Below are 12307 nucleotides of genomic sequence, written 5' to 3'. Positions count from 1 at the left end.
GCCCGCCGTCACTCTGCCCCGGCCGGCAGGGTCGCTACCCCCGCCGGGTCCACCCGCAGCCGCACCCGGTCGCCCGGGTCCAGCCGGGAGGCCTGGTCGGCGAGCGCCTCCAGCCGGCCGAGCCCCTCGACGTCGACCACGAGCCGCAGCGCGTCGGTGACGGCGGCCGCCGAGCACACCTGCGCCGCCAGCGGCCCCTGCGCGTCCACCCGGAGCGCCGACCGGCGCAGCGCCAGCGTCGTCCCGCCCACCCGCTCGGACAGCCCCTCCCCCGCGAGCTCTGCCACCCGCCGGGCCGGCTCGCCGGTGAGGACCTCGGTGTAGCCGAGGAACTCGGCGACCTCGTGCGTGACGGGCTCGCGCCACACCTGCAGCGTCGGCCCTTGCTGGACGAACCGCCCGGCGAGCATGACGGCCATTCGGTCGGCGACGGTGAACGCCTCGTCGTGGTCGTGGGTGACCAGCAGCGCGGTGGTGCGGGTCCGCACCAGCACGTCCCGCAGGTCGGCGGCCAGCCGCTCCCGCAGTCCGCGGTCCAGCGCCGACAGCGGCTCGTCCAGCAGCAGCACCCTCGGCTCGGCGGCCAGCGCCCGGGCCAGCGCTACCCGCTGCTGCTGGCCGCCGGAGAGGGTCCCCGGCCGCCGGTCGCCCATGCCGGCCATGCCGACCAGCTCGAGCAGCTCGGCGACGCGCTCCCGGCGTCGCTGGGTGGGGGCGCGGCGCAGCCGCAGCGGGTAGCCGACGTTCTCGGCGACGCTGCGCTGCGGGAAGAGCTGGCCGTCCTGGAAGAGCAGTGCGAAGCCCCGCCGGTGCGTCGGCACCCCGGCCAGGTCCTGGTCGTCGAGCAGCACCCGGCCGGCGTCCAGCTCCTCCAACCCGGCGGCCGCGCGCAGCAGCGTCGACTTGCCGCAGCCCGAGGGCCCCAGCACCGCCAGCACCTCCCCCTCGGGGAGGGCGAGGGAGACGTCGTCGACGGCGGTGGTCGCCCCGAAGCGGACGGAGACGTCGGCCAGCTCCAGCACTAGAACGCTCCCACCGCATGCACCCGTAGCCGCTCCACCAGTCCCATCACGGTGACCGTCACCAGGCTGAGCAGCGTCGCCGCGGCGAGCGCCATCCCCAGGTTGTCGGCGCCGGGCCGGCTGATCAGCTCGTAGATCACCACCGGCACGGTAGGCCGGTCCGGCCGGGCGAGGAAGGCGGTGGCGCCGAACTCGCCGAGGGAGACGGCGAAGGCGAACCCGGTCGCGGCCAGCAGCGGCCGCACCAGCACCGGCGCCTCGACCGTCCACGCGGCACGCAGCGGGTTCGCCCCGAGCGCGGCGGCGGCCTGCCGCAGCCGCGGGTCGACCGACCGCAGCACCGGTGCGAGCGTGCGCACCACCAACGGCAGCGCGACCATGGCCTGCGCGATCGGCACCAGCACCGGCGAGGTCCGCAGGTCCAGCGGCGGGCGGTCCAGGGTGATGAGGAAGCCGAACCCGACCGTGACGGCCGAGATCCCCAGCGGCAGCATGAACGCCCCGTCCAGCAGCGCCACCAGCCGACGCGCACCGGCTCGGCGGGGCCGCCGGGAGACCAGCACCGCGACGCTGACGCCGAGCACCATAGCGATCACGGTGGCGTCGACCGCGGTGCGCAGGCTGTTCTCCATCGCGGTGGTGACGCTGACCCGCAGCGCCTGGGAGGCGTCGGGGTCGGCCAGGGCCGTGTAGTGGCGCAGGCTCCACCCGCCGCCTGCCTGCAGCGAGCGCACGACCAGGCTGCTCACCGGCAGCAGCACCAGCGCCACCACGGCGCCGGCGACCAGGAGCACCGGCAGGTCGCTGCGGCGCACCGGCCGCGGGGCTGAGCGGGCGCCTCCGCGCTGCAGCGCCTGCTCCCGCCGGGTGCGGGTGCGGGCGGCGACCGCCAGCATCATGACGACGGCCCCCAGCTGCAGCAGCGAGAGCACCGCGGCGCCCTGCAGGTCCAGGAACTGGGTGGTGAGCAGGTAGATCTCGGTCTCGACGGTGCCGTACCGCAGCCCGCCGAGGGTGAGCACCACCCCGAAGGCGGTGGAGCAGAACAAGAAGACCAGCGTCCCGGCGGAGATGAGTGCCGGCGCGAGCGCCGGGAGGGTGACGGTGCGCCATACCTGCCACGGCCTGGCCCCGAGCGCGGCCGCCGACTCCTCGGCGCGGCGGTCCAGGCCCTCCCACATGCCGCCGACGGTGCGCACCACGACGGCGAGGTTGAAGAAGACGAACGCCGCGAGGATCACCACCCAGTGCCCGTCCAGGCCCAGCCATCCCAGCAAACCGGACGGCGCCAGCAGCGAGCGGAACATCACGCCCACCACGACCGTGGGCAGCACGAACGGCATCACCACGACCGCCCGCACCAGCCCTCGCCCGGGGAAGGCCAGCCGGTAGAGCACGTGCGCCAACGGCACCCCGAGCAGCAGCGAGAGCACGGTGCCGGCACCGGCCATGCTCACCGTGAAGATGACCACCCGCAGCGTGCGCGCCCGGCCGAGCACCTCGGGGACCGCCGAGAGGTCCCACGTCCCCTCGGGGCGCAGGCCGCGCAGCAGCATGCCGCCCACCGGCAGCGCGAAAAAGACGACGAGGAAGGCCAGCGGTAATAGCGCCAGGAGTACCAGTCCCAGGCCGGTGGGCGTGATGTGGGAGCGCCGGCTGAGCGGGGCGGGACGGAGCATGGGCCGACTTCCTCCACCGGTGCGAACCGGGTCAGGTTCGAAGGGTCTGCGGCGGCCGCCGCACTCTCAGCGCCGAGGCGCTCCCCTGTCGCGTGCCTGGCCAGCCTACCCCCGGGTTCGCCGTCGTGTCGGCGCGGGCCATCATGGGGACGTGTCAGCGCAGGAAGAGGCGGCGAAGGCCAGCGGCGACCGCGGTGGGCAGCCCCCGACCGTGGTGGGACTGATCGCGGAGTCCACCGTCCAGCTCAAGGCGCTGCGGGGGATCGCCGCCGAGTTGCAGCGCTCGCTGGCCCTGCGGGTGGACGACTCGCGCCGGTGGGAGCTGCAGGTCGCGCAGGACGCGGTCCCGATGGACCGCGAGGGCAGGCTGCTGCTGATGGAGCACGCCGACGAGATGCGTCAGCGGCACGACTGCGACCTGCTGGTCTACTTCACGGACCTGCCCCACCTGGCCGACCGGCAGCCGCTGCTCGCCGAGGTCAGCAGGCAGGAGCGGGTGGCCATCGTCTCCAGCCCGGCGCTGGGCCAGGCGCTGCGCCGGCGCACGCACGAGACGGTGCTGCGGGTGGTAGCGCGCATGCTGCACGGCGAGGACGAGCTGCGACCGACGACCGCTCGGCTGTCAGGCAAGGACCGGTTCCAGCCGGTGGAGGAGGACTTGGAGAAGGAGGCAGGCCAGACCGTCATCGAGCTTCGCGGCGTCCTCGGCTCGCTGCGGCTGCTGGTCGGGATGGTGCGCATCAACCGGCCCTGGCGGCTGGCACCGGCCCTCTCGGGTGCCACCGCGGGTGCGGCCGCGGCCGGCGCCTTCGGCATCTTCTACGCCAGCATCTGGGCAATGGCAGAGGCGCTGAGTTGGTACCGGCTGGTGCTGATCAGCTGCCTGGCGATCGCCCTGATGTCTGCCTGGCTGATCGGCTACAACGGGCTGTGGGAACGGCGCAAGAGCCTGCAAGGCGCGGTTCTCTACAACACCAGCACCGTCCTCACCGTGGCCACGGCGGTCACCATCATGTATGTGCTCCTGTTCGTGGTTCTCCTGCTCGGCGCCACGGTCGTGATCAGTGGGGAGTACCTCGCCCGGCAGCTACAGAGCGGGTCGGCGGGGCCGGTCGACTACCTGGCGCTGGCGTGGCTGGCGGCCTCGATGGGCATTTTCGCCGGCGCCCTCGGCTCCAGCTGGGACAGTGACCACAAGGTCCGGGAGGCCACGTTCGGACATCGGGAGCAGCAGCGCCGGGCGTTGGCCAGCGAGGACCGACCCGACGAGGAGGCGGACGAGGAACCGCGTCGGGAGTAGCTGGCTGCGGTCGGGCCTCACCCAGTGGCGATGTCGGCCCACTCCCGCACCCACTCCTCGCGGTTGGCCTCGACCTCGTCGGGGTCCACGGTGATCGGGTCCTCGGCGACCTTGGCCCAGCGGGACCACACCTCCGGCAGCTCGACGTCCTCGGCGACCGGGAAGACGTACATGGCGTTCGGGATGGCGGCCTGCACCTCGTCGGTGAGCAGGTAGTCCACCAGCGCCTGCCCGCCCTCGGGGTTGGCGGCTCCCTCCAGCACTCCGGCGTACTCGACCTGCCGGAAGCAGGTCTCCAGTAGCGCGCTGGTCGTGGGCTCGCCGCCATCCTCCGGGATGGTGAACGGCGGGCTGGAGGCGTAGGACAGCACGATCGGGCGGTCGCCGTCTCCACCGCCGGCGGTGAAGTCCACGGTGTAGGCGTCGGTCCAGCCGGACGTGACCTTGGTGCCGTTGGCCATCAGCTCCCGCCAGTAGTCCTGCCAGCCGTCTTCGCCGAACTCACCGATCGTCGCCAGCAGGAAGGCCAGGCCAGGGCTTGATGTCGAGGCGCCGGGGGTCACGAAGAGCCCGTCGTAGGTGGGGTCGGTCAGGTCCTGCAGCGTCGCCGGCGGATCGATACCCTCCTCCGCGAACCAGGTGTCGTCGATGTTGACGCACACGTCGCCGAAGTCGACCGGCGTCAGCACCTCAGCGCCCTCGCCTGCGAGGGCATGCTGCTCGGCGCCCTCGGGCAGCTCGGGGCTGTACGGCGCGAACACGCCCTCGTTGGCCGCGCGGGAGGCAAAGGTGTTGTCCACGCCGAAGGCGACGTCACCGATGGGGCTGTCCTGTGTCAGCACCAGCTGGTTGACCAGCGCCCCGGCATCACCCACCGTCTGCACGGTGAGCTCGTAGCCGGTCTGCTGGCTGAAGCCCTCGATGAGCTCATCGGGGAGGGTGAAGGAGTCGTGGGTGACCAGCACGACCTCTCCGCCGGCCTCCGCGGTCCCGCCTGCGGGCTCGCTCGTCGCCGCCCCGTCCCCGGTCGCGGGTTCCTGCTCAGACTCTTCGCCGCTACCGCCACCGGTCGAGCATGCTGCCAGCGCCAGCAGCACGGTTGCGGACAGAGCGGTGTGGGCACGGATGGATCGGTCCATGGGAACAGTCCTCCTCACGTCGTAGGAGGGGTCGGGAGCAGGTGCTCCCGCGAGACTCGACTTCCTCCGCCGGTCCTAGCCGGGTCAGGTTCGAGGGTCTGCGGCCGGTGCCGCACTCTCAGCGCGTTCGCGCTCCCCTGTCGGTTCCTCAACATGACGATACCTCGCCGGACGTGGCACGCTCTGGGGAGGGCCGCCCGGTGATCGGGCACGACGACCAGATAAGGAGCACACAGTGGGCAACGTGGCATGGAAGGTGATGACGGCCGCGACAGCCGTGGGCGCGAGCGTGGTGGCCCGCAAGCTGACCGACGGGACCTGGAAGTTCGTCACCGGCAGCGATTCTCCCCAGAACCCCGACGACCCAGACATCGAGTGGAAGGAGGCGATCGCCTTCGCCGTCCTTTCCGGCGTCATGGTCGGAGTCGCCCGGATGCTGGCCCACCGGGAGGCCACGCAGGTCTACAAGAAGGCGACCGGCCACCTGCCGAAGGAACTGCTGAAGTAGGGCTCTTGAGCACTTACTAACGGATGGCCAGGGCTCCCCTGCTACCCCTCTGCGGCAGGTAAAGACATCCCCATGTTTTTGAGCCGCCCGACCGGCCCTGACATACTCCTGAGTTGAGCGCGTTAGCCGTGTTCGATACTTCCACCCAACTCGCGGAGGAAGATTGCCCAGACGCCGAAGTGCCGTTCGCGACCTACTCATCCAGGGCGGGTGGGCCCTTATCGACGCCACCTGCTGGGCAGTTGCGGTCGTCTTCACGGTGTGGCTGCGGTACCAGTTCGACGTCGCCGAGGTCCTGACGAGAGCCACCATGATGGGCGCCTCCCTCGCGGCAGGCCTACACGTGCTGCTCGGCGTCTTCCTGGGCCCCTACCTGGTGCGCCACGTCCGCGGCTCCTTCGAGGAGATCACCGCCGTCGCCCGGGCCGCCTTCCTCAGCGGCCTCGTCCTGTGGACCTGGGTTTTGCTAGTGCATCCGGTTAGCTTGCCCCGCTCCGTGCCCCCGCTGGCAGGCGGGCTTGCGCTGACGGCCATGATGGCGGCTCGCTTCGTGGTGCGGGCCTGGCGCTCTCGCCGGGCGTCCAAGCGTCACGCGGACGCCCGGGTCATCATCTATGGCGCGGGTCTGATGGGCCGGCGGTTGGCCTCGAACATGCTCCACGACGACCAGTCGGACTTCCGGCCGGTCGCATTCATCGACGACGACCGCGCCAAGCGCAAGTTGCGCGTCGAGGGTATCCCCGTGCGCGGCGATCACACCGCGATCGGCAAGGTCGCGCAGCGGTTCGACGCCACCCACTTGGTGCTGGCGATTCCCAGCGCTGATTCTCCATTTATCAAGCGCGTCCAGGACATCGGGCGCGAGCACGGCCTCCATGTCAAGGTACTCCCGACGATGGACCGGATGCTGGGGCAGCAGCCGCACGTGCAGGACCTGCGGGACATCAATCTCGAGGACCTCCTGGGCCGGCGCCCGGTGGAGCTCGACCAGGCCGCCCTGGCCGATCAGATTTCCGGCAAGATCGTGCTCGTGACCGGCGCCGGTGGTTCGATCGGCTCGGAGCTCTGCCGGCAGATCGCGCGCTTTGGCCCCGACAGGCTGCTGCTGCTCGATCGCGACGAGTCAGCCCTGCACGGGACACAGCTCTCGATGACCGGCCGCGGACTGCTCGAGGGCGAGGAGCTGCTGCTGGCCGACATCCGTGACAGCGAGACCTTGACCCGGCTGTTCGCCGAGCATCGGCCCGACGTCGTCTTCCACGCGGCAGCGCTGAAGCACCTCTCGCTGCTCGAGCGTTATCCGGCCGAGGCCTGGCAGACCAACGTTCTAGGCACGCTGAACGTCCTGCAGGCTGCTTCGCGCAGCGGCGTGGGCACCTTCGTCAACATCTCCACCGACAAGGCCGCCAGCCCGACTTCGGTCCTGGGCTACTCCAAGCGTGTGGCCGAGCGGTTGACCGCGGACTTTGCCCGGAGCCAGCCCGGGCGCTATGTCTCTGTCCGCTTCGGCAACGTGCTCGGTTCGCGGGGATCGGTCATCCCTGCCTTCACCGAGCAGATCCGCCGGGGTGGACCCGTGACGGTGACCCACCCCGACGTCGAGCGCTACTTCATGCTCATCCCGGAGGCGTGTCAGCTGGTTCTGCAGGCCGCAGCGATCGGCCAGGACGGCGAGGTCATGGTGCTGGACATGGGGACGCCCGTGAAGATCGCCGACGTGGCACGGACCTTGATCGAGATGTCGGGCCGGAACGACGTGGACGTCGAATATACTGGCCTGCGGCCCGGGGAGAAGCTGACCGAGATTCTATTCACCGACGGCGAGGAGCGCCGCCCGACCTCGCACAAACTTGTCTCGGCGGTCGACGTGCCGGCGCTGCACCCGCACGAGGCGCTGAATGCACCGCGCGACGGAGCCGATACCGTACACGCGTGGCTCACCCAGCATGCAGGCGCGCAGAGATCAACGGTCCTAGTAGATGAGTGAACGAATTCACTTATCCAAGGCAGAAGTCACGGAGGTCGAGGAGCAGTTCGTCCTGGCTGCTCTGCGATCTGGTTGGATTGCGCCGCTGGGGCCCGACGTGGAGGCCTTCGAGGCTGAGATCGCCGACCGCGTCGGTGTTAAGCACGCAGTCGCCCTGGCGTCGGGTACCGCTGCCCTCCACCTCGCTCTGCTGGAACTGGGCGCTGGCCCGGGCACTTGTGTCGTGCTGCCGTCCATGACCTTCGCCGCGTCAGCCAACGCGGTGGTCTACACCGGGGCAGAGCCCGTCTTCGTCGACTCCCGGCCATCGGACGGAAATGTGGACCCAGTCCTCCTGCTGCAGGCGGTGGATGAGCTCCGGGATGAGGGACGCACCGTCGCTGCTGTAATGGCCGTGGATTTGTTCGGTCGCGCGGCGGACTACGAGGCGATCGAGCCGGCCCTCGCAAATCGTGGCATCGCGCTGATCGAGGATGCGGCAGAAGCCTTGGGCGCCCGCCGTGGGGGAAAGCCCGCCGGCTCCTTCGGCCGTTGTGCCGCGCTTTCCTTCAACGGCAACAAGATCATGACCACGTCCGGCGGCGGGATGCTGCTCGGTGACGACGGGCCGCTGATTGAGCACGCGCGAACCCTGGCCACTCAGGCGCGTGAGCCCGTTCCTTGGTATGAGCACAAAGAGATTGGTTACAACTACCGCATGTCCAACATCCTCGCCGCTCTGGGCAGAGGACAGCTGCGGCGGCTCGATCACATGATCGGCCGGCGCCGCGCCATTCGGCAGCTTTACCGGGAGGGTCTCGGTAACCTGGCCGGGGTGAGGTTCCTGGGAGATGGGGCCGACGCGGACGCCTGCGACAACTGTTGGCTCACCTGTGTAACTGTGGATCGGGAGAGTTATGATTTGACGGCCGACCGCCTGGTTGCCTCTCTGAACTGTCACGATGTCGAGGTGCGCCACCTTTGGAAGCCAATGCACCTGCAGCCGGTATTCGGCGGAGCACGATCCTTCGTCACTGGTGCGTCTGAACGACTTTTCTCCACTGGCGTCACGCTGCCCAGCGGCGCAAATCTGAGAGATGACCAGATCGCCCGAGTTATCGACCTCTTTCAATCAGCCCTAGCGAGGTGACGGCTCCGTGAGCTACCGAGGAAAGCGCGCGCTCGACCTCCTCCTCGCCGTACCTGCGTACGTGCTCACCGCACCCATTCAACTGGGAGGGGCAGTCGCCGTGAGGGCGGTGATGGGTGCTCCAGTCTTCTTCTGCCAGCGGCGCCCGGGCCTGCATGGCAAGCCATTTACCATGGTTAAGTTGCGTACGATGCGTCCTGTTGACCCCACCTCCGGACGTGTAGACGACGCCTCTCGTCTAACCCCCCTGGGTTGCTTCCTGAGAGCAAGCAGCATCGATGAACTTCCCACTCTGCTCAACGTCATCCGCGGTGATATGAGCCTGGTCGGACCCAGACCTTTACTGATGGAGTACCTCCACGAGTACACGCCCGAGCAGGCTCGCCGACACGATGTCCGCCCCGGCCTGACGGGGCTTGCACAGGTGAAGGGCCGCAACTCCCTCAACTGGTCCGAGCGCTTCGCCCTCGACCTGGACTACGTGGAGAACCACAGCCTACGTCGGGACCTTCAGATTCTCGCGGCCACAGTGCTCCGAGTCATAGAACGCCAGGGCATCACAGCGCCCGGAGCGGCCACAATGCCGGTCTACCGAGGCCCGAGGCGGTGACGGCCGTGGGGGGACGCTCCCTGCTAATCGTCGGCGCAGGCGGGTTTGGGCGCGAGGTGATCAGCATCGTCCGCGCACTCAACCTCGTCGGTGACAGTTGGCAGCTCCTCGGCGTAGCCGACGACAACCCGTCGGAACGGGCGCTACGGTCTCTGGCGCGCTCCGGCACTCAGTACCTGGGCACCGTCCCCGAAGCAGTCAACAACGCGGGTCCCGCGGCTGCCGTGGTAGTCGCCGTCGGTGACCCAACAACCCGCAATCGGATCGTCGATATGTTGCCGCCGTCAACTCACTATCCCCCTCTGGTCCATCCGGAGACCACGGTCGGACACGGCGTTGTCATCGACAGTGGTTGCATCGTCGCACCGGGGGCCCGGCTCAGCATCGACGTCATCCTTGGCCAGCACGTGCAGGTGGACCAGAACGTCGCCGTTGGCCACGACACGACCATCGGGCCTTACAGTCGCTTGAACCCAGCGTCCTGCATTTCGGGAGAAGTGCACCTGGGCCACTCCGTTTACGTCGGCGCTAACGCCACAGTCCTCCAGCGGTTGACGGTAGGAGCTCGCGCAGTAGTCGGCGCTGGGGCGGTCGTAGTCAGAGACGTCGCTTGCGCCCAGGTCGTAAAGGGAGTGCCAGCGTCCTGATGCGCCGTTCACCACGTACTCAATTACCGCACGCAGAGGTGAGCGTACGCCCCTTTAAGGTTCCTCCACCTACTACTATAAGCACCTACATAACCGCCCTCGTGCGTGCGGATAGGAAGAACCTCAAAGAGGCTCGCCGGGCGCCCGCGCCGCTGTCGTCCGTTGCACGGGGCAGCCACAGACGACGAATCCTGTATGCCATTACTCACCACACTACGGCCATGAGCTTTCTCCGTGGCCAACTGCGGTACATACAGTCACAAGACTGGGACGTTCACCTCAGCTGCAGCCCAGGGCCAGGCCTTAGCGACTTCGCCCAACTCGAGGGCGTGCAGTTGCACACGATCATGGTCCAGCGAGATATCTCTATTTGGCGAGACCTGAGGGCCTTCATTGAATGGACTTCGCTTATCGCCCGCCTCAAGCCAGACATTGTGAACTATAGCACCCCGAAAGCATCCCTCCTCGCCGGCTTAGCCGCCTGGATGCTCCGAGTGCCCACTCGCATATATGTATTGCGCGGGCTCCGTCTCGAAAGCGGCCAGGGCCCAATGAGGAAACTGCTTGCGGCAATCGAAAAGTTATGCATGTACATGTCCACTCATGTGGTCGCAGTAAGTCCGAGTCTAGCCGAGGAGGTTGTCCGCTACAGGCTGGGTGCGCCCCAGAAGATGGTGGTCATAGGGCAAGGCAGTAGCAACGGTGTCGACCCGGACCGGTTCACACTCAGTCCCTTGCAACGAGAGGACGCCCGTGAGCATCTCGCTATTCCTAATGACGCCTACTGCGTCGGATTCGTGGGTCGCGTCCGAGCGGACAAAGGGATCCCCTCGCTGGTTGAGTCCATGAAAACACCAGAGCTGAAGGATGCTGTTCTTATCGTTCAGGGCAGGGTGGAGGACCCAGCAATGGAGGAACTCCTTCGCGAGTTGGGCCCCCGTCTCTGTAAGATCGGCTGGTCCTCTAACGTTGCGTCCACCCTGGCCGCCTGCGATGTTCTCGCTCTTCCCACACACCGGGAGGGTTTCCCGAACGTGGTGCTTGAAGCAGCTTGTATGGCCGTACCTGCGGTCGCGACCACGGCAACCGGATCCCGGGACGCTGTGGTCCATGAACAGACCGGACTCCTGGTTCCGGTGGACGATCACTTAGCGTTAGCTGAAGCGTTGGCGAGGCTTTATCGGGACGCAACATTGCGTCTGCGCCTCGGACAGGCTGCGCGTCGGCGCGCAGTCACCGACTTTTCACGCCACTCGATCTGGGATGGCCTCATAGAACTTTATGACACTGCCTACGGTAGGCGCACCTGAGGGCAAGCCCATACGGACGGAGGGACGCGCAGATGAGGATATTGGTCACAGGCGGAGCCGGCTTCATCGGTTCAAATTTGGCGGCAGACGCCATCCGTAAGGGTTATTCTGTGCGCATTCTCGATGACTTTAGCACTGGTTCTCGCGACAACCTTGCAGGCCTCGATGTAGAACTCATAGAAGGAAGTATCCTGGACAGTTCCTGCCGAACTGTTGCATTATCCGGCAATGTCGACAGCGTAGTCCACCTTGCAGCGCTTGGAAGCGTTCCACGCAGTATCGCTGACCCGCTGGCCAGCCATGCAGCCAATGCGACCGGGACTCTGGAGATGCTCATTGCCGCAACTGAAGCAAAGGTGAAGCACTTCGTCTATTCTTCCTCCTCGTCCGTGTACGGCATGAATCCAAAGCTACCGAAACACGAACGCGAATGGATCAGGCCCATGAGTCCGTATGCCGCGGCGAAGTTGGCCGCCGAACAATATGTGCTAGCCGCTCAGCAGTCCTATGGTCTTTCTACTTTGGCATTGCGCTTCTTCAACGTCTATGGCCCTCGGCAGTCGGCCCGCCATACGTATGCAGCGGTCGTTCCCACCTTCATCGACGCCATGCTTTCCGGGCGACCCGTCTACATCAACGGTGACGGAGCGACCTCCCGTGACTTCACCTTCGTAGGATCTGTCGTACGCGTACTCTTGGAAGCCGTCGAACGGGGAGTGACGCACGCAGAGCCAGTGAATCTGGCCTTCGGGACACGCACAACCATCAATGAGCTGACGGGCACACTTATGGAACTTACTAATACAGCACCGGCCGTCGTTCATAGGGAACCACGCCCAGGCGATGTTCGGCACTCTCAGGCTGCGAACGCGTCTCTGCGGGACCTATTTCCAGGGGTCACGCCAGTCCCCTTGACCGAGGGGCTAAGAGCAACTGTCGATTGGTATAAGCGGACCGAGTTCGGATCCGCCTAAAC

11 protein-coding genes and 2 riboswitches are annotated in these 12307 nt (G+C 67.3%); of the genes, 8 read left to right on the top strand and 3 right to left on the bottom strand.

All coding sequences use genetic code 11. The features are described 5' to 3' along the window. Positions 1–8 precede the first annotated feature (8 nt). Both GFJ45_RS00805 and GFJ45_RS00800 read right to left on the bottom strand, forming a co-directional pair. Positions 9–1022, bottom strand: coding sequence for an ABC transporter ATP-binding protein (locus tag GFJ45_RS00805; protein ID WP_153392917.1), 1014 nt, complete (start codon positions 1020–1022; stop codon positions 9–11). Further along, positions 1022–2701, bottom strand: a complete 1680-nt coding sequence (locus GFJ45_RS00800) for an ABC transporter permease (RefSeq protein ID WP_153392915.1) — start codon at positions 2699–2701, stop codon at positions 1022–1024. The genes GFJ45_RS00805 and GFJ45_RS00800 overlap by 1 nt, the downstream gene beginning before the upstream one ends. Next, positions 2693–2798, bottom strand: a riboswitch (TPP riboswitch). (Overlaps the previous gene by 9 nt.) A gap of 54 nt (positions 2799–2852) precedes the next feature. Between GFJ45_RS00800 and GFJ45_RS00795 the strand changes: the two genes are divergently transcribed. After that, positions 2853–4001: a DUF2267 domain-containing protein gene (locus GFJ45_RS00795; protein ID WP_153392912.1), complete on the top strand. Its 1149-nt coding sequence runs from the start codon at positions 2853–2855 to the stop codon at positions 3999–4001. 17 nt (positions 4002–4018) lie between these two features. Here GFJ45_RS00795 and GFJ45_RS00790 read toward each other — a convergent pair whose 3' ends face one another. After that, positions 4019–5140 (bottom strand): thiamine ABC transporter substrate-binding protein, encoded by a 1122-nt coding sequence (locus tag GFJ45_RS00790; RefSeq protein ID WP_153392910.1) that lies wholly within the window; start codon positions 5138–5140, stop codon positions 4019–4021. Between the two features lie 44 nt (positions 5141–5184). Then, positions 5185–5289: riboswitch (TPP riboswitch) on the bottom strand. 86 nt (positions 5290–5375) lie between these two features. Between GFJ45_RS00790 and GFJ45_RS00785 the strand changes: the two genes are divergently transcribed. The 7 genes from GFJ45_RS00785 (at position 5376) to GFJ45_RS00755 (ending at position 12305) form a co-directional block, all read left to right on the top strand. Continuing rightward, a complete protein-coding gene (locus GFJ45_RS00785) occupies positions 5376–5648 on the top strand; it encodes a DUF4235 domain-containing protein (protein ID WP_153392907.1) in 273 nt (90 codons plus the stop codon). Positions 5649–5961: 313 nt separating this feature from the next. Then, complete coding sequence (locus GFJ45_RS00780; protein ID WP_153393037.1) at positions 5962–7635, top strand: nucleoside-diphosphate sugar epimerase/dehydratase; 1674 nt, start codon at positions 5962–5964, stop codon at positions 7633–7635. Continuing rightward, a complete protein-coding gene (locus tag GFJ45_RS00775) occupies positions 7628–8764 on the top strand; it encodes a DegT/DnrJ/EryC1/StrS family aminotransferase (protein ID WP_153392904.1) in 1137 nt (378 codons plus the stop codon). Before GFJ45_RS00780 ends, GFJ45_RS00775 begins: the two co-directional genes overlap by 8 nt. A gap of 7 nt (positions 8765–8771) precedes the next feature. Further along, positions 8772–9374 carry a sugar transferase gene (locus GFJ45_RS00770; protein WP_153392901.1) on the top strand — a complete coding sequence of 201 codons (603 nt, stop codon included), beginning with the start codon at positions 8772–8774 and terminating at the stop codon, positions 9372–9374. Next, positions 9371–10021, top strand: a complete 651-nt coding sequence (locus GFJ45_RS00765) for a NeuD/PglB/VioB family sugar acetyltransferase (RefSeq protein WP_323368701.1) — start codon at positions 9371–9373, stop codon at positions 10019–10021. The genes GFJ45_RS00770 and GFJ45_RS00765 overlap by 4 nt, the downstream gene beginning before the upstream one ends. Beyond that, positions 10021–11331 (top strand): glycosyltransferase family 4 protein, encoded by a 1311-nt coding sequence (locus GFJ45_RS00760; RefSeq protein ID WP_153392898.1) that lies wholly within the window; start codon positions 10021–10023, stop codon positions 11329–11331. Before GFJ45_RS00765 ends, GFJ45_RS00760 begins: the two co-directional genes overlap by 1 nt. Positions 11332–11363: 32 nt before the next feature. Then, entirely contained in the window at positions 11364–12305 is a 942-nt protein-coding gene (locus GFJ45_RS00755) for an NAD-dependent epimerase/dehydratase family protein (protein ID WP_153392895.1), read from the top strand. The last annotated feature ends 2 nt before the right edge of the window (positions 12306–12307 follow it).

It is taken from the genome of Ornithinicoccus halotolerans (genome assembly GCF_009602535.1).
GTDB classification, from domain to species: domain Bacteria; phylum Actinomycetota; class Actinomycetes; order Actinomycetales; family Dermatophilaceae; genus Ornithinicoccus; species Ornithinicoccus halotolerans.
This window is presented reverse-complemented; position numbering and strand designations above follow the sequence as displayed.